Here is a 19,232-nt window from a genome sequence, read left to right as displayed (position 1 = left end):
CGGATCCGTGACATCGACCGATAAGGTGGTGATCAACGGGGACGGGGTGGCTGTCGGATGCGTGCACGTACGGTACTGGCGTTTGTGGCCGGCTACGGCTCCGCCGTTCTCGCGGCCTGGCTGGTGTTCGTGATCGAGGGTGTGCTGCTGTACGGCGGCCTGCTCGTCGCCGCGGTCGCCTTCGACCGGGACACCGGTGGCCCGCTGGCCGGGCTGCTGCTGGTCGCGCTGGCCGCCGTGCTGGGCATCGTGGTCACGGCCCTGGTCTGCGTACCGGCCGCCGCGCTCGGCCACCTCGCCGGCCGCCGGGCCCGCCGCTGGCAATGGACGAAGACGCTGGCAGCGACGCTCGGGAGCGCCGCCCTGCTGCTGGCCCTCTACATTCCGGGCGCCGTTCTGATCGCTTCCGGGTCGGGCACCGGGGCACTCGTGGCGTGGACGGTGGCGCTGGCGGTGACGGCACCGCCGACGATCGTCTTCACGACCGTCGGCCACGGTTCCCGGCGCCTGTTCGGATGGCTCGAACGGCGCCAAGGCGGCGCCGCCGAAGTAGCGGCCGCCGGCTGAGCCGGCAGTTACAGCAGGCCGCCGTCGTCGTGCAGCCAGTCGACGAAGCCGGTGGCCACGGCCGCCGCGCAGTCGACCATCTCGTTGAGCAGCGCGTCGTGCACGCCGGCGCCGAGCGGCACCTGCATCTCGGCGTAGATCGGCAACTGGCTGCGGTCGGTGGGGTCACCGACGTAGGCCTTGCAGAACCGGCGCGTGTGGTTCCACTCGTTGACCACCCGGTACGCCCGGTCGCCCCAGTCGGGCGGCACGGTGGCGTGCGGACGGACCCGCATCACCAGGATCTCGTCGGTCGGGCCCTCCAGCGTGAACAGGACGGCGTGCCGCTCCCACAACGCGAGCAGGCTGCCCGACACATCAGTGAGAAAACGGATATCGACGGCGTCGAGCGCCTGTGACAGCCGCTCCAGATTGACGGGACGGACTGTGCCGTCGCTCTCGGCAGTGTCCACATCGGACGGAATCCCCGCGACCGTCGCGACCGCTGACGGTGACTCGTTACCCGGCGACGTGTCGGCTTGGCCGGCACGCCAGGACCACCATGGCATAGCCCGCGCTCCCTGCTTCGGCGCTACTCTCCCCAGTGGGCCCGCACATATCGGTGAGTATTCATATAAGTACCGCGTGTTGGACCCGAGGCACGACGGTACCCGTTCGGGGGAAGGATGGCATCCCCCCAATTTTCCCGTACGAGTGATCGGATGATAAGCCGTCAGCCGTTCGTTCGGTAGGGCGAGACCTGCAGGTTGAGGGATTCCCCGATCGGCCGATGCCAGGCCGCTCCGTACGCGCCGGCCAGACCGACCCACGGCCCCGCGCGGCGCACGCCGACCGGCGGCCCGTCCGGCCCGCCGACGAAGTTCATGCGGATCACCGCCTGCACGAGCCGCTGCGGGACGTCGACCCGGCCGTCGGCCGTCTCCACGACGATCGGCACGTGGTCGAGCAGGGCGTCGCGGACCCGCCGGCTGCCCACCGCGCGCCCGCCGACGCCCTCGTCGAGCGCCGTGCGCGCGGTCTCCGCCGCCGCGGCGGCCACGCGCAGCACCTCGGCGGCGGGAATCTCCTCGACGCGGCGGCCGGTCGAGGGTGGCAGCAGCCACCGCCAGTCGGGATCTCGCGAGGCCGGTAGTGCGGCGTCGCCGCTCAGCGCGTCCAATAGTTCTTCCGCGCGGACCGTGACGTCGCGACCACCGACCGCCGGAAGCCCCCGCACGACCAGCACCCCGAACGGCAGGTGGGCCCACAACGCGGTGCTTCCGACCCCCGGCACGAGGCGGACGACGGCGGCCTTGTCGAGCCGCAGCAGCCGGCTGAGGAACGCGCCGACGTCGGCCCGGGCGGGCTCCGGGATCACTCCTGCCACGGTTCCAGGAATTCCCGCTCGGCGGTCGAGAGCCGGCGCGGCCGCCCGTTGGCAAGATCGAAGGGGACGCACACCGTGCGCGCCCGGCTCACGACCGCAATGCCGTCGAACATCTCGTACGCGATCGTGAACCGGCTCGCACGGATCTCCTCGATCCACATCTCGATGTGCACCTGATCGGTGTAGTCGACCGGTAGCAGGTAGTCGATCTCGTGCCGGGAGACCACCACGCCCTCCTCGAAGCCGGTGACCCCGCCCTTGCGGGCCTCGACGAACATCAACGCCACCCGCGCCTCCTCGTACAGCGTGAGGAAGCGCGAGTTGTTGACGTGGCCGAACGCGTCGAGGTCGGACCAGCGCAACGGGCAGGGGTAGTGGAACCGGCCCACTAGTCGCGGGTGAGCCGGCGGTGGGTCACCCGGTGCGGACGGGCGGCCTCGGCGCCCAGCCGGTCGATCTTGTTCTTCTCGTAGGCCTCGAAGTTGCCCTCGAACCAGAACCACTTCGCCGGGTTCTCGTCGTCGCCCTCCCACGCCAGCATGTGGGTGGCCACGCGGTCGAGGAACATCCGGTCGTGGGAGATCACGACGGCGCAGCCGGGGAACTCCAGCAGCGCGTTCTCCAGGCTTCCGAGCGTTTCGACGTCGAGGTCGTTGGTGGGCTCGTCGAGCAGGATCACGTTGCCGCCCTGCTTGAGCGTGAGCGCCAGGTTCAGCCGGTTGCGCTCACCACCGGACAGGACGTTGACCGGCTTCTGCTGGTCGGGACCCTTGAAGCCGAACGCGGCCACGTACGCCCGCGACGGCATCTCGACCTTGCCGACCATCAGGTGGTCGAGCCCGTCGGAGACGAGCTCCCACACCGACTCCTTGCCCTCCAGGCCCTCGCGGCCCTGGTCGACGTACGACAGGTGCACGGTCTCGCCGACCCGCACGATGCCGGTGTCGGGCTTCTCCAGCCCCACGATCGTCTTGAACAGCGTGGTCTTGCCGACGCCGTTCGGGCCGATGACGCCGACGATGCCGTTCTTCGGCAGCGAGAACGACAGGTCGTCGATCAGCACCCGGTCGCCGAAGCCCTTGCGCAGGTTCTGCGACTCGATCACCGTGTTGCCCAGGCGCGGGCCCGGCGGGATCTGGATCTCCTCGAAGTCGAGCTTGCGGGTCTTCTCGGCCTCGGCGGCCATCTCCTCGTACCGCTCCAGGCGGGCCTTGGACTTGGTCTGGCGGGCCTTGGCGTTCGACCGCACCCACTGCAGCTCGTCTTCGAGCCGCTTCTTCAACTTGGTGTCCTTGCGGCCCTGCATCTGCAGCCGCTCGGCCTTCTTCTCCAGGTACGTGGAGTAGTTGCCCTCGTACGGGTAGGTGCGACCGCGGTCGAGTTCGAGGATCCAGTCGGCGACGTGGTCGAGGAAGTACCGGTCGTGGGTGATCGCCATGACGGTGCCCGGGTACTTCGCCAGGTGCTGCTCCAGCCAGAGCACGCTCTCGGCGTCGAGGTGGTTGGTGGGCTCGTCGAGGAGCAGCAGGTCGGGCTGCTCCAGCAGCAGCTTGCACAGGGCGACGCGGCGCTTCTCACCACCGGAGAGCGGGCCGACCTCGGCGTCGCCGGGCGGGCAGCGCAGCGCGTCCATGGCCTGCTCCAGCTTGGAGTCGAGGTCCCACGCGTCGGCGTGTTCGAGTTCCTCCTGGAGGCGGCCCATCTCCTCCATCAGTTCCTCGGTGTAGTCGGTGGCCATGAGCTCGGCGACCTCGTTGTAGCGGGCCACCTTCGCCTTGGTGTCGGCGACGGCCAACTCGATGTTCTCCAGGACCGTCAGGGACTCGTCGAGCTTGGGCTCCTGGGCGACCATGCCGACCGTGTAACCGGGCATGAGCCGGGCCTCGCCGTTGCTCGGCTGGTCCTCCCCCGCCATGATCCGCAGCAGGCTGGACTTACCCGCGCCGTTGGGGCCCACGACGCCGATCTTCGCCCCGGGCAGGAAATGGAGCGTGACGTTGTCGAGCACGACCTTGTCGCCGTGCGCCTTGCGTGCCCTTTCGAGCGTGTAAATGAACTGGGCCACGGTGCGGCGCCCCTTCAATGTCTTGGGAGTGATCCGGCCTGTACAGCGAGAGACCGCCTGGAATTGTTCCAGGCGGTCCACCGCTAGCTCAAATCGCCCCTGATCAGGTCTCGTACAGATCCTCCACCGGCTCGGTCGCCTCCTCGACGCCGTTCTTCTCGCGGCGCAGCGATTCGGCGCCCACGAAGTAGGTGGTGTCGCCGTTCGTCGCCGCGTACACGCCGCCCTCGTACCGCACCGACCCGATGAACAGCGTGTCGTCGCTGGTGGCCGCCCGGAACGGCTTGTCGAGGCGGTGGCCCTGGTAGACGGTCTTCCCGCCGCCGCTGCAGATCCAGACCTCGGAGCGGTTGGTCTTGATGTAGCGCTTGACGCTCATCGTCGTCCCGGTCGCCTCCTGGGTCTGCTCCGGGCACTTGTCGCGGGTGGTCGCCGCGTACGTCCTGGTGCCGGTGGGCGCCTTGGTGTTGGTGGGTTTGCCTCCGCCGGTCGCGCTGGCACTCGGGACATCGGTCGCGGTCACTGTCGGGGAGGGGTTGCCGCCCGCCCGGTCGTCGCCGTCTTTCTTGTTCGCGGACCCGAGGACGATGCCGACCCCGGTGCCGAGAATCGCGAGAAATATCACGGCGATGATCACCGCACCGGTCGCCGACCGGCCACGTGGTTCATCGTCGAAGTCGGACATCTACGGGCCCCCACAAGAGAAACGACAAGGGTTAGAGCATCGCAGGCGCGTCGATGAACGCCCAGCACAAGGTGATATCGAGGCACGTTTCCGGTAGAAGGCTCGGTAGCTTGGACGAACGTGCTGCATTGCGGAGGGATCACAGAGTGACGGGAAACAGTTCGTTCGTCGTGGTCGCCAACAGATTGCCGGTGGATCAGGTGCAGACCCCCGAGGGGACGACCTGGCGGCGCAGCCCGGGAGGCCTGGTCACGGCGTTACAACCCGTCCTGGCGCAGCATAAGGGAACCTGGATCGGGTGGACCGGCGGCACCACCAAGGTCGGCCGGCCGGCACCGGACCCGTTCGAGGTCGACGGAATGGATCTGTGTCCTGTGCCACTCTCGGCCGACGAGATGGAGCGCTACTACGAGGGCTTCTCCAACTCCAGCCTGTGGCCGCTGTACCACGACGCCGTGGAGCCGCCGGTCTACAAGCGGCGGTGGTGGGAGGAGTACCGCAAGGTCAACCAGCGGTTCGCCGACGCCACCGCGAAGGTGGCCGCGCAGGGCGCGATGGTGTGGATTCAGGACTACCAGCTTCAACTGGTGCCGGCGATGCTCCGCGAACAGCGGCCCGACCTGCGCATCGGCTTCTTCCTGCACATCCCCTTCCCGCCGGTGGAGCTGTTCATGCAGCTGCCGCGGCGCGCCGAGGTGCTCAAGGGCCTGCTCGGCGCCGACCTGGTCGGGTTCCAGCGTCCGCTCGGTGCCCACAACTTCCTGCAGCTCACGCGGCACGTGCTCGGGCTGCGCCCGCGCGGCGACAGCGTCGAGCTGCCCGACGGGCGCACCGTGTGCGCCGGCGCGTTCCCGATCTCGATCGACTTCGCCGAAATGGAACGGCTGGCCACCAGCGACGACGTGCGCCGGCGCGCCACCGAGATCCGGGAGGAGCTGGGCAAGCCGGCGACGGTCATCCTCGGCGTCGACCGGCTCGACTACACCAAGGGGATCGAGCGCCGGCTGAAGATCTTCCGGGAACTGCTGGCCGAGAAACGGTTGACGGTGCCGGGCGCGGTGATGGTACAGGTGGCCACGCCGAGCCGGGAGCGGATCGAGCAGTACCAGTCGCTCCGGGTGAAGGTCGAACGGGAGGTCGGTCGGATCAACGGGGAGTACGGCCGGGTCGGCGAGCCCGCCGTCCACTACCTCCACCAGTCGTACAACCGGGCCGAGTTGGCCGCGCTGTACCTGGCGGCCGACGTCATGATGGTCACCCCGTTGCGCGACGGGATGAACCTCGTCGCCAAGGAGTACGTGGCGGCCCGGGCCGACAACGGTGGCGCGCTGGTCCTCAGCGAGTTCGCCGGCGCCGCGGCGGAGCTGCGCCAGGCGTTCCTGTGCAATCCCCACGACCTCGACGGAGTGAAGGAACTGCTGCTGCGCGCGGTCAAGATCGAGCCGGGCGACGCGGCCCGCCGGATGCGCGCGATGCGCCGTTACCTGCGAACCCACGACGTCCAGGCGTGGGCCGAATCGTTCCTGACCGCTCTTGATCGAACGGGCCGACCTGCATGACGTCTGGAGAAGACCCCGCCGGGGTGCTCGACCGTGAGCTCCGAACCGTTGCCGCCCGGGTGGCCCGGGTGCCCCGGCTCCTCGTGGCGTGCGACTACGACGGCACGCTCGCGCCGATCGTCGAGGACCCGGCCATGGCCGCCCCGCTGCTGGAGGCGGTCGCCGCGATCCGGGGCCTGGCGGCGCTGCCGCAGACCAGCGTCGCGGTCATCTCCGGACGCGCGCTGCGCGACCTGACCGCCCTGTCCCGGCTGCCCAGCGAGGTGCACCTGGTGGGCAGCCACGGGTCCGAGTTCGACGTCGGGTTCGTCGACGCTCTGCCGCCCGACCGGCACCGGCTGCGCGCGGACCTGCACCGCGAGCTGGAGAACGTCATCCGGGACCAGCCCGGCGTGAAGCTGGAGGTGAAGCCGGCCAGCGTCGCCGTGCACCTGCGCACCGCGCCGCGCGACGTGGCCCGGCGGGTCGCCACCGCCGTCCGCGACGGCCCGGCGACCTGGGACGGCATCCAGGTGACCAACGGCAAGGAGGTCGTCGAGCTGTCGGTGATCACCACCCACAAGGGGACCGCGCTCGACACGCTGCGGGCCCAGTTGTCGGCGAGCGCGGTGGTGTTCGTCGGCGACGACGTCACCGACGAGAACGCGTTCGCGCACCTGCGCGGGCCCGACGTCGGGGTCAAGGTCGGCCCCGGCGAGACGCTCGCCCGGTACCGGGTCGCCGACCCGCTCGACGCCGCCCGGCTGCTCGCCGTGCTCCTGCAGACCCGGCGCGAGTGGCTGTTCGCCGAGCACCCCTGACCCCCGTCGATCTTGCAGTTGTGCTCGCCTCTTTGACCTGATTCGCCCCGCTTTCAAGCGAGCACAACTGCAAGATCAACCCGGAGGGGTGAGGGCGTGCACGACGTCGCCGATCACCACCACGGCGGGTGGGGGGATGTCCGCGGCGAGCTCGGCAACGGTGGCTAGCGTGGCTAGGACGACGTGCTGGGCGGGCGTGGTGGCTTCCTGGACGACCGCGGCCGGGGTCGATGGGGGGCGGCCGCCGTCGATCAGGGCGGCGGCGATCTTCGGCAGGTTCGCCAGGCCCATGAGGACGCACACGGTGCCGCGAAGGCGGCCGAGAGCGGGCCAGTCGACCAGCGAGGCGGGGTTGTCGGGCGCGAGGTGACCGGACACCACCACCAGTTCGTGGGCGACGCCCCGGTGGGTCACCGGAATGCCGGCCGCGGCCGGGGCGGCGAGTGCGCTGGTCACCCCGGGAACGACCAGCACGGGGACGCCCTGCGCCGCGCACGCCAGCACCTCCTCGCCACCGCGACCGAAGAGGTACGGGTCGCCGCCCTTGAGGCGGACGACGAACTTCCCGGCGGACGCGCGGTCGACCAGGATCGCGTTGATCTCCTCCTGCGTGCGGGCCGGGCCGTACGGGATCTTCGACGCGTCGACGACCTCGGCGTCCGGCCGCAGTTCGTCGAGCAGCAGGCCGGGCGCGAGCCGGTCGACCACCACGACGTCGGCGGCGGCGACCAGTCGGCGGCCGCGCACCGTGATCAGCTCCGGGTCGCCCGGTCCCCCACCGACCAGCGCCACCGTCCCGCGCGCCGGCTCGGCCGCTTCCTCGTTTGCGCTTTCCAGGTGGGTGCGGATGGAGTCGCGGACGGCGGCGGACCGCTTGGGGTCGCCGCCGCCGAGGACGGCCACCGTGACCGGGCCGTGTCGGGTCACCGCCGGGGTCCAGGCGGTCGCGGCGTGCCGGTCGTCGGCGCGGACGCAGAACACGCGACGCTCGAACGCGGCGGCGCTGACCGCGTTGCCCGCCTCGTGATCGTCGACCGCCACCTGGACGAGCCAGGCACCGTCGACGTCCGCGGGCTCGAACGTCCGGCGGTGCCACGTGAGTTTCCCCGTCGCGGCGAGGCTTTCCATGGCCGGCGTGGCCGCGGGGGCCACCACGACCACCTCGGCACCGGCGTCGAGCAGCGCGGGCACCCGTCGGGTGGCCACGGCGCCCGCACCGACCACGAGGACGCGCAGGCCGTCGAGCTTCAGCCCCAGCGGGTACAGGTTCACAGGATTATGATCCGCCAAACGGACTCGGCTATGAATTGGGATGATTTGTCCTAGCCTAGAGCCATGGCGCGAGTCCGTTTCATAAGGCGGGTCGCGACCCTCGTCCGAACCGGAATCCTTGCGGGTGTGGTGGTCGCTGTTCTGCTGTATCCGCTGGTGGCGATCGGCGGGCTGGGCGTTAGGCAGGGTGCCAGCGAAATCAGCGCCGACCTCGGCCGGCTCAAGATCGCCCCGCTGTCGCAGGTGTCGCGGGTGTTCGCCGCCGACGGCACCACGCTGATCACCCAGTTCTACGAGGAGTACCGCATCCCCGTCCCGATCGAGGCGGTCTCGCCGCACATGCAGCACGCGATCGTCGCGGCCGAGGACACCCGGTTCTTCGAACACAACGGCGTCGACGCGCGCGGCATCGCCCGGGCGTTCGTCGCCAACCAGCGGGCCGGCGGCGTCTCGCAGGGCGCGTCGACGATCACCATGCAGTACGTGCGCATGTCGCTGCGCGACTCGGCCGACTCCCCCGAGGAGATCTTCGCCGCCACCGAGCAGACGCCCACCCGCAAGCTGCGCGAGATGCGGCTGGCCATCGACCTGGAAAAGCAGCTCGACAAGCAGGAGATCCTGGAGCGCTACCTCAATGCCGCGTACTTCGGGCACCGGGCCTACGGGATCTACGCCGCGGCCGAGGTCTACTTCTCGAAGACGCCCGCGGAGCTGACCGTCGGCGAGTCCGCGCTGCTGGCCGGGCTGGTGCAGGCACCGTCGGCGTACGACCCGGCCGGCAGCGACCCGACGGCCGCGCACGACCGGCGCAACTACGTCATCGACCGCATGGTCGACTCCGCCTTCGTGACGCCGGCCGACGCGTACGTGGCACAGACCGAACCGATCACGCTGAAGCTGCACGAGCCGTCGAACGACTGCGTCGACGTGGCGCCGGCCGTCAACCACTGGGGCTTCTTCTGCGACCTGTTCAAGACCTGGTGGATGAGCCGGCCGGAGTACGGCCGCAACGCGATGGAGCGGCTCGACTTTCTCCGCCGGGGCGGGCTCACCGTGGTCACCACGCTCGACCCGAAGACGCAGGCCGCCGCGTTCGCGCAGATGACCAGCCGGGAGAAGATCGGCTCGGCGTTCGCGCTGGGCACGGTGGCCGTCGAACCCGGCACCGGCAACGTGCGGGCGATGGCGGTGAACCGGGTCTACTCGCTCAACCAGGCGGGCAACGGCCGGCACAGCGATCCGCGCCGGGCGAAGTTCGGCGTCCGCGGCAACTACCCGGCGACGGTGAACCCGCTGCTCGGCGGCGGCAACCTGCCCGGTTACCAGGCCGGTTCGACGTTCAAGCTGTTCACGATGCTCGCCGCGCTGGAACGCGGAATGCCGCTGGGCACGGTGATCAACAGCCCGCAGCGGTACCAGTCCAAGTGGAAGACCGAGTGGAACAGCCCGACGCGGTGCAACGGGTTGTACTGGTGCCCGTCGAACGCGTCCGCGTCGATGTCCGGCGCCCACACGATGTGGAGCGGCTTCGGCAAGTCCGTGAACACGTTCTTCGTCCAACTGGAGGAGCGGGTCGGGCCGGAGGCGGCCGTGCGGATGGCCGAGCGCCTCGGGCTGCAGTGGCACACCGACATCGACCGGCTCCAGGCGTCACCGGCGAAGGCGCGCACGTGGGGCTCGTTCACGCTGGGCGTCGCCGACACCAGCCCGCTGGAGATGGCCGGCGCCTACGCGACGCTCGTCGCCGACGGAAAGTACTGCGCGCCGCTGCCGGTGGTGTCGGTGACCGCGCCGGGCGGGGTCACGGTCAACGGTGACGGCAAGCCGCTGGCGCCCGGGCCGAGCTGCGCCCAGGCCATCGCACCGGAGGTCGCCCGCGGTGGGCTGGACGCGGCCCGCTGCGTCACCGGCTACCAGGCCGCCGCCGGCAAGTGCAACGGCGGCACGGCGCCCGCCGTCTACAAACTGGTGGGACGCCCGGTGGCCGGCAAGACCGGCACCACCGACGACAACCGCGCGATCTGGTTCATCGGCATGACGCCGAGCCTCACCGCGGCCGCCTTCATCGCCGACCCGGACAACCCGTTCCACACCGTGGCCGCCGACGACCGCACCAAACCGAAGGAAGCGGTGGCGTACCTGTTGCGCGACGCGCTGGCCGGCACGCCCGTGCTCGGGTTCACGCCGCCGCCGTCGTGGATGGCTGGCAAGCCGACCAAGCCCGCCAAGCACACCAAGCCGGCTACGCGGACCTGAGGTCGGCCTTCACCAGTGACCACACCTCGACGTCGACGCGTCCACTGTGGACGAACCCGGCGTTGCGGAGCAGCCCCTCGTAACTGAAGCCGGCCTTCTCGGCGACCCGGCGGGACGCGATGTTGCCCGGTGCCACCCGCACCTCGACGCGCTCGAAGCCGTGCTCGAACAGCAGCGCGATCGCCAACGCGTCGACGGCCTCGCCGGCCACCCCGAACCCGCGCGCGGACGCCGCCACGGCGTAGGAGACCTCCACGGTGCCGGCCACCCAGTCGGTCCGGTGCGTCCACAGGCAGCCGACGAGGCAGCCGTCCTCCCGCCGGACGGCGCCGTAGTGGTCGCCGTCGCCGTTGTGGCGGCGCTCCTGGGCCAGGTCGGTGCACCAGGACAGGCCGTCGACCACCAGGTGCTGCGGCGGGAACGGCAGCCACCGCCGGGTGCGGGGATCGGCGAAAATCTCGGTGACGGGCTCCGCGTCGGCGACGGCGAGCTGCCGCACGTGCAGCCGCGGGGTGGCGACCGTCAGGTCCGGAAACCGGCGGACCGGCACCGGCCAGCCGGTGTGCATCAGACAGCCTCCACGCCGGCCGGCCGGGTCCGGGGACCGCCGGGCTGATCGCCCCCGGACGGCTTGCCCGGGTCGTCTTCCCCGTCCCGCGCGGCGGAAACCTCTTCCGCTGCCGCCGGCGACGTCGGCTCCGGCGCGTTCGCGTCGTCCCGGGTCGGCGCCGCCGGGGTTGGCGCGGCCGATACCGGTGTCGCCGAGACCGGATCCGCCGAACCGGGGGTCGCGGACACCGGTACCGACGCCGGTTCGTCCGTTTGCTTGTTGCCGAGCTGCGTGGGGAGCTTCGGCCACCCGCCCGTGTCACCCGGGTGCGGCTCCGGGTCGTGGGTGGGCACCGAACCCGCCGTCAACGGGGCCGGGGAGACGGAGGCCGCCGGCACGGGGTCGGCCGGCGCGGCGTCCGCGGACACCGGGCCCGCCGGCACGCCCGATGCCGGCACGCCCGATGCCGGGATCGCCGATGCCGGGATCGCCGACGCCGGCACGGTCGCCGTGCCGAAGGCCGGTGGGCTCGACACTCCCGGCTCCACACGGGGCGGGATCTCCGGCGCCCACGGCTCCAGGGGCGGCAGGTCTTCGCCGTCGGTGACGTACGGCGGGGGCAGCGCCGGCGTTACCGACGCGGCCGGGGACTTGTACGTACCCGCGGTCGGCAGCGGCCAGCTCTGCGACACCGACGCCGACGTCGGCAGCTGGGGCGGCGAGTAGGCCGCCGACAGCGCGCCCGCGGCGCTCACCAACCGGGACGCCATCCGCGGCACGCCCGCCCAGTGCAGCGACAGGTACGACGTGTGCACCGCGCCCTCGATGAAGCCCTCCGGATGCCCACCGGCCCAGACCCAGGCCGGCCGGCCACCGGCCCGCGGCGTGACGTTCGTGCGGTGCAGCTTGTGCCCCGTCACCGAGTCGCCGCGCCCGTGCACGACGGACGCCATGACCGCGGACGCCTCGCGGTAGCCGACCACGTAGCGGTCGGAGGTGTGCGCGGTCGCGTCGATCACTCCGCACATCGGCAGGCCGTCGACCTCCCGGCCCAGCCACACCATGCCGGCGCCCTCGGCGATGATCGGGCGACCGGTGCGGGCCAGCGCCAGCACGTCGCCGCGCAGTCGGGTGTTGGCCGACAACTGGTCGGTGTACGCCTCGGGCAGCCCGCCCGGGATCACCAGCGCGTCGATGCGGTCGGGAAGCCGCTCGTCGCGCAGCGGGTCGATGTGCACGACCTCGGCGCCTGCGGCCGCGAGCAGTTCGGGCGTCTCGGCGTAGCCGTAGGCCGCCGCCACCGCGATCACCGGCCGGTGGCCGGTTCCGTAGGGCGCGAAGACGTCGCCGGTCGGCTCGTCGAGCGCCACCGCGTCGGCGGGCGACCACGCGTCGGTCGCCAACCGCGGCGCCGACCGGGCCAGCATCAGCACCCGCTCCAGGTCGACCGCGCCCGCGATCAGCTCGCCGAGCCGGCGGATGCCGCGCAGCGCGTCCAAATTCTTGTGGGCCGCCGGCGCGAGCCCGTGCTCGCGCGGCGGCAGCGCGGCCCCGCCGGCGCCGAGCGCGGCCAGGTCGCGGCGACGCAGCGCGCCCAGCACGGGGACGCCGATGTCGGCGAGCGACTCGCGCAGCAGGTGCTCGTGCCGGCTGGAGATCGTGCGGGTGAGCACCACCCCGCCGAGCCAGAGCAGCTCGTCGTAGGTGCGGAAGCCGTGCACGAGCGCGGCGGCCGACTGGCCCATCGCGGCCACGTCGACCACCAGGATCACCGGCGCCCGCAGCAGGCCCGCGATCTGCGCCGTGGACTCGCTGTCGGTGCGGCTGGTGAGCCCGTCGTAGAGGCCCATCGTCCCCTCGACGATCGCCACGTCGCTGCCGTTGGCGCCGTGCGCGAACAGCGGCGCGATGCGGTGCGAGCCGACCATGCGCGGGTCGAGGTTGCGACCCGGACGCCCGGCCGCGAGCCCCAGGTAGGCCGCGTCGACGTAGTCCGGACCGATCTTGAACCCGGCCGGCCGCAGCCCACGCGCCGCCAGCGCGGCGAGCACCCCGACCGACACGGCGGTCTTGCCGTGCCCCGAGGAGGGTGCGCTGATCACGATTCGCGGAATCGAGCTCATACCCCGTCAAGCCTCCCGAGCACGGTCGCGACGTACGTCGCGCACGATACCGCGACGGAACAACCATGCGTGAGCCTCATTAGAGTTGCACCGTGTACCGGTTCCTGCTCACGCGTCGGTGGCTGGGCCTCGCCGCGCTGATGGCCGGGCTCGCCGTGGTGATGGTGGGCCTGGGCAACTGGCAGCTCGACCGGTACCACCAGAAGACCGCGATCAACGACCGCATCGACGCGGCGGCCACCGCCGCGCCCGTCCCGGTGACGAACGTGCTGGTAACGGGGCGGGCCCCCGGCAAGGCGCAGCGGTACACGAAGGTGACGGCCACCGGCCGCTACGACTCCGCCAACGAGATCCTGGCCCGCGGCCGCACCGTCGACGGCCAGGTGGGCTTCGAGGTGATCACGCCATTGGTGCTGCCCGACGGCACGGCCCTGCTGGTCGACCGCGGGTGGGTGGCGGCGGGCGTCGACGCGGCGACCGTCCCCGACTACCCGGCCGCGCCCAGCGGCGACGTCACGGTGACCGGCGCGGTGCGCCTGCCCGAACGCCGGCTCGGCACGGTCGAGCGCACCGGCGGCCGCCTCCAGGTGCGCCGCATCAACCCGGCGCTCCTCGCGGGTGAGCTGCCGTATCCGGTGCTGGGCGGCTACGTGTCGATCGAGCAGGAGGGGCTCCGGCCGATCGAGGTGGAGTACGAGGGGACGCTGCAGAACGGCGGGTACGCGTTGCAGTGGTGGGCGTTCGCCGCGCTCACCGTGGTGGGGTACGTCTACCTGGTGCGCCGGCAGGTCCGCGAGAACCGGCCGGAACCGGCCGAAAGGGACTTCGACCGGGAATCGGCACCCGCCGGCTGATCCGTCGGCGGGTGGCTACCGATAGCATCCGTTCCATGGCGGAGCACGGGGCACACCAGCAGCAGCCTGACCAGCCGTGGTCGGGCCAACCGGGATACGGGGGTCCGCCGATGAGCGGTCCGCCCGCCAGCGGCCCGCCGAATCCCGGCCCCCAGTACCCGCCGCCGGCGGTGCCCGGGCCGTACCCGCCCGCCCAGCCTGGCCCGCCACCCGGCCAGCCCCAGTACGGCCAGCCGGTGAGCGGACCCGCCTTCGGCCAGCCGGTGAGCGGCCCCCAGTACGGCCAGCCCTACGCGCCGGTCAGCGGGCCGCAGTACAACACGGGCGCGCCGGTGAGCGGCGCGATGGTGCCGGTCAGCGGCCCCGGGCCGGGCATGGGCGAGCAGCCGTTGTGCCAGATCGGCGAGATCGCCGTCACCACCACGATGGTGCACACCCCGGTCGGCGGCTGCCCGCTGCACGGGTCGCAGTGGACGGCGCAGGATCAGTGGATCTCCACCCAGAAGACCCCCACCTGGGCGATCGTCCTGGCGATCGTCGGCTTCTGCATCCTCACGATCTTCAGCCTGCTGTTCCTGCTGGCGAAGGAGACCGTGCTGAACGGCACCATCGCGGTGACGGTCACCAACGGCCCGTTCACCTACGTGGCGCGGATCCCGGTCTACAACCAGGCACAGGCCCAGCACGTCCACAACCAGGTCAACTACGCCCGCGCCATGGCTATGCGGTAAGCCAGGTCGCCAGCTCTTTGACCTGGTCGATGGTGTCGGCTTCGGCGGCGGTCTTGTCGTCGCGGTAGCGCACCACCCGCGCGAAGCGGAGTGCCACCCCGCCCGGATAGCGGGACGAGCGCTGCACCCCGTCGAACGCGATTTCGGCTACCAGTTCCGGCCGCACCTTCACCACCCAGTCGCCCTTCTCGGTGGCGAGCGACAGCAGCTTCTCGGTCTGCCAGCGGAGCATCTCGTCGGTGAGGCCCTTGAACGTCTTGCCGAGCATCACGAAGCCGCCGGTGGCCGGGTCGCGGGCGCCGAGGTGCAGGTTCGACAGCCAGCCCTTGCGGCGGCCGCTCCCCCACTCCACGCCGAGGATCACCAGGTCGAGGGTGTGCCGGGGCTTGACCTTCACCCAGGCCGCGCCGCGGCGGCCCACGTCGTACGGCGCGGAGGAGGACTTGACCACCAGCCCCTCGTGGCCGGCGGCCAGCGCCGACTGCCACGCCGCGTCGGCCTCCTCCGGCGACGACACGACGAAGTGCCCCACCAGCGACGACGCGGGAACGAGCGCGGACAGGGCGGCCCACCGGTCGGTGAGCGGCGCGTCGAGCAGGTCGGCGCCGTCGAGGTGGAGCACGTCGAAGAAGTACGGCTGCACGGGCATCGCCCCGTCGCGGCGGGCGGCGCGGCTCGACGTCTCCTGGAACGGGAGCGGACGCCCGTCCGGGCCGACGCCCAGCGCCTCGCCGTCGAGCACCACGGTGCGTACGGGCAACGAGCGCACCACCGACACCACCCCCGGCACCCGGGCGGTGATGTCGTCGAGGCTGCGGCTGAACACTGCGATCTCATCGCCGTCGCGGTGCACCTGCACCCGGATGCCGTCGAGTTTCACGTCGGCGACGGCCGGCAGGCCCACCGCCTCCAGGGCGGCGGCGACGTCGGGTGCGCTGGAGGCGAGCATCGGTGCGAGCGGGCGGCCGACGGTGAGGCTGAAGTCGTCCAACGAACCGCCGGCCAGGGCGACGGCCGCGACCTCGGTGAGGGACCCGCTGAGCAGCAGCGCGCGGCGGATCACCGCGACGGGAAGGGAGGCGGCCCGGGCGATCGCGTCGGCGAGCAGCCCGGCCTGGGCGCCCTGGCGTAGCTCGCCACTCAGCAGACCGACAAGATGGCGCTGTTCCGGCGCTGTGGCCGTCACAAAAAGATCTTGAAGTAAACGGCGGCGCTCGGCTTGCGATCCGCGCCCGGCCACGACGGACATCGCGCCGATCTTCTGGTCGACGGACTCGACGGTGAGGGTCGGGACCTCGGCCGGTGCCGGCAGGTCGCGGAGACTGGCGTAACCGACGCCGGTCTGGCGTTGGAGCAGCTCACCGGCGAGATAGGCGGCGCCGGCGGCGAGCCCGCGGGGATCCGCGGTGTCGGTGGCCAGCCGGCGCAGGCAGGCGGCGAGCAGGTCGATCTTGGCGAGGCGGCCGGAGGTGGCCGCCACCGCGGCCGACGTGGCCGCGAGGTCCGCGAACAGCACGGACCCAATCAATCACGCGTAAGCGAGTTCCACAGTGCCCAGGCACCAACTCATGCGGCCGACGGCGCACTCGGGGTGCTCGCCGTACTCCTCGGCGACCCTGGCGGCGAGGCCGCGCGGGCCGTACCGGCGGACGTTCTGCGACACCGCTTCCCGCACCAGGTCGGCGGTCAGCGGGTCGGATCGTTGCACGTCGGACACGAACAGGGCTTCCGCCCGCATGCTCGCGAGTTCCTGCACCACCATGTCACCCCTCCCGAAGTCGTCATGTGTACTTCGTCACCTAGACAACCTCCGGATTGGTGCGGGGGAGACGCACAGCCGGTGCGAATCAGTGAGCACGGGTTTTGTCGGCTGCGAGGAGCGCATCGATGTCGGCCGCTGGGACAGGGGTCGAGTACAGGTAACCCTGTGCCCACGGGCACCCGAGACGGGCCAGCACACCGGCCTGATCCTCGTCTTCGACGCCCTCGGCGATCGTCACCAGATCGAGTACCTCGGCCAGTTTCAGGACGGCGCCGGTGATGGCGTCCTGACGCTGCGCCACGAACGCCTTGTCGAGTTTCAGCACGTCGACCGGCAGCGACATCAGGTACGACAGCGACGAGTAGCCGGTCCCGAAGTCGTCGACGGCCACCCGGACCCCGTGCGACCGCAGCCGCTCAAGGGTGGCCCGGGTCGCGTCGGCGTCGGTGATGAGCACCGACTCGGTGACCTCGATGATCAAACCCTCGCCCGGCACCTTCGCCGCCTTCAGGATCGCCAGCACCCGGCCGGCGAAGTCGTCCTCGCGGAGCTGGTGCGCACTCACGTTGACCGTGACCGCCGTTGGAAACCACCGCGCCGCCTGCGCGCATGCCTCCCGCAGCGCCCACCACCCCATCGGGACGATCAGCCCGGTCTGCTCGGCCAGCGGCACGAAGTGCAGCGGCGGCACCGACTCGCCGGCGTACCGCCACCGCATCAGCGCCTCGGCCGCGACGATCCGCCCGGTCGCCAGCTCGACCACCGGCTGGTAGTGCAGTTCGAGCTCGCCACGGGTGACCGCGTGGCGGAGCGCGCCGGCGAGCGTGCTCCGGCGCAGCAGCGCCTCCTTCAGCTCGGGCCGGAAGAGCACCAGCCGGTCGCGGCCGGTGGTCTTCGCCGCGTCGAGGGCCAGGTCGGCGTCGCGCAGCGCCTCGGCCGCGGTGGAGATGCGCACCATCCCGGCGCTCGCGGTGACGTGCAGTTCCCGTCCGCCGATCCGGTAGGCCGGCCGCAGGGCGGCGAGCGCCCGCCGGGCCGCCGCCTCGCCGTCGCCCCGGCACAGCACCGCGAACTCGTCGCCGCTGAGGCGGGCGAGCACGGAACCCTTGAAACTCGTTCGCAACCGGCCGGCCACCTCGATCAGCAGCGCGTCGCCGATCTCGTGCCCGTGCGCGTCGTTGATCTCGGCGAAGCCGTCGAGGTCGAACAGCACGAGGCTGCTGTGCCGCTGCGGCCCGGTGAGGCGGGTGGTGAGCGCGGCACGGCTGGCCAGCCCGGTCAGCGGATCGTGGTTGGCGCGGTGGGCCAGCTCGTCGCGCAGGGCCTCCCGCTGGGCGCGCGTGTAGGCCAGCGCCTCGGCGGTCTTCCCCACCAGCGACGCCAGCATCGCCAGCCGCACCACGAGCAGCAGCGCCACGCCGGCGCCGAGGAACCCGGGCACCAGGGCGGTGGCCGGCGCGTCCTGCACCAGCGCCGGCGCCACCGGTACCCCGAGCGCGAGCACCGCGAACACCGCCAGCCGCCGCGGCGACACCGCCACCGGCCCCGACCGTCCCCGCGGCCGGCGCGCACTGGCCGGATGCAGGGCGGCGGCGGCAACGCCCACCGTCCAGAGCGTGTGCAGCGGAAACGCGGGCGATCCGAGCGCGTGCACGATGTCGCCGCCGACCAGCGCCGCCACGGCCGCGGTGAGCATGAGATGCGCGGGCGGCGGCCGTCCGCCGAACCCCACCAGCCGCAAGGCCGCCGCCACCAGCAGAAGGTCGAGCACCACGTACGCCAGCCCGGTGCCGAGCCTCCCCCCGGCCGGCTCGACCACGATCAGCCAGCCACCGATCGCCGCCGCACCGGTGATCACGGCGGCGTCGACGAGGAGTCCCGGCGCCACCGGCCCACCGGTCCGCGAGAGCCACACCAGCCCGGCCGCCACCAACGGGTAGGGCAGCAGCATGAGCAGGCTCGGCCCGGGCACGGCCGCGAGTGCTCCCCAGGCCGCGCAGGCCGCGACGATCAGGGCCCAGGCCTTCCCGCGCCGCGCCACCGCGATCGCGGCCGCGACGACGGCCGCTCCCCGCACTCCGTGCGTGAGCGGCACGGCCGCGGTCGCGGGCAGAATCGCGGACAGCGCGGCCAACGGCACACCGGCGCTCAAAGCAAAAACCCATCCGAGACGGCGTGAGCGCTTGCTGTTCTGCGCGGATCCGTCGGTCGCGGGCGGGTGGGCGGCCGTCGCCGCTGGAACGTCCGCCCCACCTCGGGGCCGCGGGCGCCGGATGGGGCGGACCACCCTGCCGACCTCGGTCGGCTGCTGTAGCGCCACGGAGAACTTATAGTACAAACGGCGCGCCAAGTCCTAAAAGCCACGCCCATCCGGCCGACCCCATCCGGGTGACCCGTGGCGCTCGGCCGCTTCCGAGATCTTGGACTGCGCGAGGTGCCACAGGCCCGCACGGAGTCCAAGATCCGCAAACACGGGCGGCCCCACCCCCGCGCGCCGGGGGTTCCGCGCGGGGGTGGGGCTTCGGGGTGCTGCTTGGTCAGGGGTGCTGCTGGGTCAGGCGGTCTTCCAGCCGAAGCCGGACTCGACGACCACCCGGTTGCCGCTGGCGCGGATGGTGTCGGCGTAGCGGTTGGCGTGGTGG

16 protein-coding genes and 1 pseudogene are annotated in these 19,232 nt (G+C 71.8%); 6 read left to right on the top strand and 11 right to left on the bottom strand.

Annotation, left to right across the window (positions count from 1 at the left end; genetic code table 11):
• Positions 1-57: 57 nt before the first annotated feature.
• Positions 58-567 (top strand): hypothetical protein, encoded by a 510-nt coding sequence (locus Vau01_RS44105; protein WP_204006182.1) that lies wholly within the window; start codon positions 58-60, stop codon positions 565-567.
• Between the two features lie 8 nt (positions 568-575).
• Here the strand turns inward: Vau01_RS44105 and Vau01_RS44100 are convergent, their stop codons facing one another.
• The 5 genes from Vau01_RS44100 to Vau01_RS44080 form a co-directional block, all read right to left on the bottom strand.
• Positions 576-1,115, bottom strand: a complete 540-nt coding sequence (locus Vau01_RS44100; protein WP_204006181.1) for a type III secretion system chaperone family protein — start codon at positions 1,113-1,115, stop codon at positions 576-578.
• Between the two features lie 164 nt (positions 1,116-1,279).
• Positions 1,280-1,924 (bottom strand): DUF8185 domain-containing protein, encoded by a 645-nt coding sequence (locus Vau01_RS44095; protein WP_204006180.1) that lies wholly within the window; start codon positions 1,922-1,924, stop codon positions 1,280-1,282.
• Positions 1,921-2,295, bottom strand: a complete 375-nt coding sequence (locus tag Vau01_RS44090) for an acyl-CoA thioesterase (protein WP_204006178.1) — start codon at positions 2,293-2,295, stop codon at positions 1,921-1,923. Before Vau01_RS44090 ends, Vau01_RS44095 begins: the two co-directional genes overlap by 4 nt.
• A 26-nt stretch (positions 2,296-2,321) precedes the next feature.
• The gene (gene ettA, locus Vau01_RS44085) at positions 2,322-3,998 is read right to left on the bottom strand and encodes an energy-dependent translational throttle protein EttA (RefSeq protein ID WP_204006176.1); all 1,677 of its coding nucleotides are present in this window, start codon (positions 3,996-3,998) and stop codon (positions 2,322-2,324) included.
• Positions 3,999-4,101: 103 nt separating this feature from the next.
• Positions 4,102-4,683 carry a hypothetical protein gene (locus tag Vau01_RS44080; RefSeq protein ID WP_204006174.1) on the bottom strand — a complete coding sequence of 194 codons (582 nt, stop codon included), beginning with the start codon at positions 4,681-4,683 and terminating at the stop codon, positions 4,102-4,104.
• 146 nt (positions 4,684-4,829) lie between these two features.
• On the opposite strand from Vau01_RS44080, the gene Vau01_RS44075 reads away from it, so the two are divergent.
• Both Vau01_RS44075 and otsB read left to right on the top strand, forming a co-directional pair.
• Complete coding sequence (locus Vau01_RS44075; protein ID WP_239152331.1) at positions 4,830-6,242, top strand: alpha,alpha-trehalose-phosphate synthase (UDP-forming); 1,413 nt, start codon at positions 4,830-4,832, stop codon at positions 6,240-6,242.
• Positions 6,239-7,033, top strand: a pseudogene (gene otsB, locus Vau01_RS44070) (trehalose-phosphatase); the annotation flags it as partial. The gene Vau01_RS44075 and the pseudogene otsB, both read left to right, overlap by 4 nt.
• Before the next feature lie 84 nt (positions 7,034-7,117).
• Here otsB and cobA read toward each other — a convergent pair.
• Positions 7,118-8,314, bottom strand: coding sequence for a uroporphyrinogen-III C-methyltransferase (gene cobA, locus Vau01_RS44065; protein ID WP_204006168.1), 1,197 nt, complete (start codon positions 8,312-8,314; stop codon positions 7,118-7,120).
• 126 nt (positions 8,315-8,440) lie between these two features.
• Here cobA and Vau01_RS44060 point away from each other — a divergent pair, with 126 nt between their 5' ends.
• Positions 8,441-10,570 (top strand): transglycosylase domain-containing protein, encoded by a 2,130-nt coding sequence (locus tag Vau01_RS44060; RefSeq protein ID WP_308440512.1) that lies wholly within the window; start codon positions 8,441-8,443, stop codon positions 10,568-10,570.
• Here Vau01_RS44060 and Vau01_RS44055 read toward each other — a convergent pair.
• Together Vau01_RS44055 and Vau01_RS44050 are read right to left on the bottom strand one after the other, a co-directional pair.
• Positions 10,557-11,138: a GNAT family N-acetyltransferase gene (locus Vau01_RS44055; protein ID WP_204006164.1), complete on the bottom strand. Its 582-nt coding sequence runs from the start codon at positions 11,136-11,138 to the stop codon at positions 10,557-10,559. The genes Vau01_RS44060 and Vau01_RS44055 overlap by 14 nt on opposite strands.
• A complete protein-coding gene (locus tag Vau01_RS44050; RefSeq protein ID WP_308440511.1) occupies positions 11,138-13,222 on the bottom strand; it encodes a cobyrinic acid a,c-diamide synthase CobB in 2,085 nt (694 codons plus the stop codon). Before Vau01_RS44050 ends, Vau01_RS44055 begins: the two co-directional genes overlap by 1 nt.
• Before the next feature lie 113 nt (positions 13,223-13,335).
• Here Vau01_RS44050 and Vau01_RS44045 point away from each other — a divergent pair, with 113 nt between their 5' ends.
• Together Vau01_RS44045 and Vau01_RS44040 are read left to right on the top strand one after the other, a co-directional pair.
• Positions 13,336-14,097 carry an SURF1 family cytochrome oxidase biogenesis protein gene (locus Vau01_RS44045; RefSeq protein WP_239152329.1) on the top strand — a complete coding sequence of 254 codons (762 nt, stop codon included), beginning with the start codon at positions 13,336-13,338 and terminating at the stop codon, positions 14,095-14,097.
• A 35-nt stretch (positions 14,098-14,132) separates the two neighbouring features.
• Positions 14,133-14,828, top strand: a complete 696-nt coding sequence (locus Vau01_RS44040; protein WP_204006160.1) for a hypothetical protein — start codon at positions 14,133-14,135, stop codon at positions 14,826-14,828.
• Here Vau01_RS44040 and Vau01_RS44035 read toward each other — a convergent pair.
• The 3 genes from Vau01_RS44035 to Vau01_RS44025 all read right to left on the bottom strand — a co-directional run bounded on the left by Vau01_RS44035 (position 14,818) and on the right by Vau01_RS44025 (position 18,742).
• Entirely contained in the window at positions 14,818-16,344 is a 1,527-nt protein-coding gene (locus Vau01_RS44035) for an ATP-dependent DNA ligase (protein ID WP_204006159.1), read from the bottom strand. The two genes, Vau01_RS44040 and Vau01_RS44035, sit on opposite strands and share 11 nt — an antisense overlap.
• Before the next feature lie 12 nt (positions 16,345-16,356).
• Positions 16,357-16,590, bottom strand: a complete 234-nt coding sequence (locus Vau01_RS44030; protein ID WP_204006158.1) for a hypothetical protein — start codon at positions 16,588-16,590, stop codon at positions 16,357-16,359.
• Positions 16,591-16,675: 85 nt separating this feature from the next.
• Positions 16,676-18,742 (bottom strand): putative bifunctional diguanylate cyclase/phosphodiesterase, encoded by a 2,067-nt coding sequence (locus Vau01_RS44025; RefSeq protein WP_204006157.1) that lies wholly within the window; start codon positions 18,740-18,742, stop codon positions 16,676-16,678.
• Between the last annotated feature and the right edge of the window lie 490 nt (positions 18,743-19,232).

The sequence above is a fragment of the Virgisporangium aurantiacum genome (assembly GCF_016863635.1).
GTDB classification, from domain to species: domain Bacteria; phylum Actinomycetota; class Actinomycetes; order Mycobacteriales; family Micromonosporaceae; genus Virgisporangium; species Virgisporangium aurantiacum.
This window is presented reverse-complemented; position numbering and strand designations above follow the sequence as displayed.

Excerpts from the sequence above, each read along its gene's own strand:
- Vau01_RS44105 (WP_204006182.1), top strand. The coding sequence starts at position 58 with ATGCGTGCACGTACGGTACTGGCGTTTGTGGCCGGCTACGGCTCCGCC.
- Vau01_RS44100 (WP_204006181.1), bottom strand. The coding sequence starts at position 1,115 with ATGCCATGGTGGTCCTGGCGTGCCGGCCAAGCCGACACGTCGCCGGGT.
- Vau01_RS44080 (WP_204006174.1), bottom strand. The coding sequence starts at position 4,683 with ATGTCCGACTTCGACGATGAACCACGTGGCCGGTCGGCGACCGGTGCG.
- Vau01_RS44055 (WP_204006164.1), bottom strand. The coding sequence starts at position 11,138 with ATGCACACCGGCTGGCCGGTGCCGGTCCGCCGGTTTCCGGACCTGACG.
- Vau01_RS44040 (WP_204006160.1), top strand. The coding sequence starts at position 14,133 with ATGGCGGAGCACGGGGCACACCAGCAGCAGCCTGACCAGCCGTGGTCG.
- Vau01_RS44030 (WP_204006158.1), bottom strand. The coding sequence starts at position 16,590 with ATGGTGGTGCAGGAACTCGCGAGCATGCGGGCGGAAGCCCTGTTCGTG.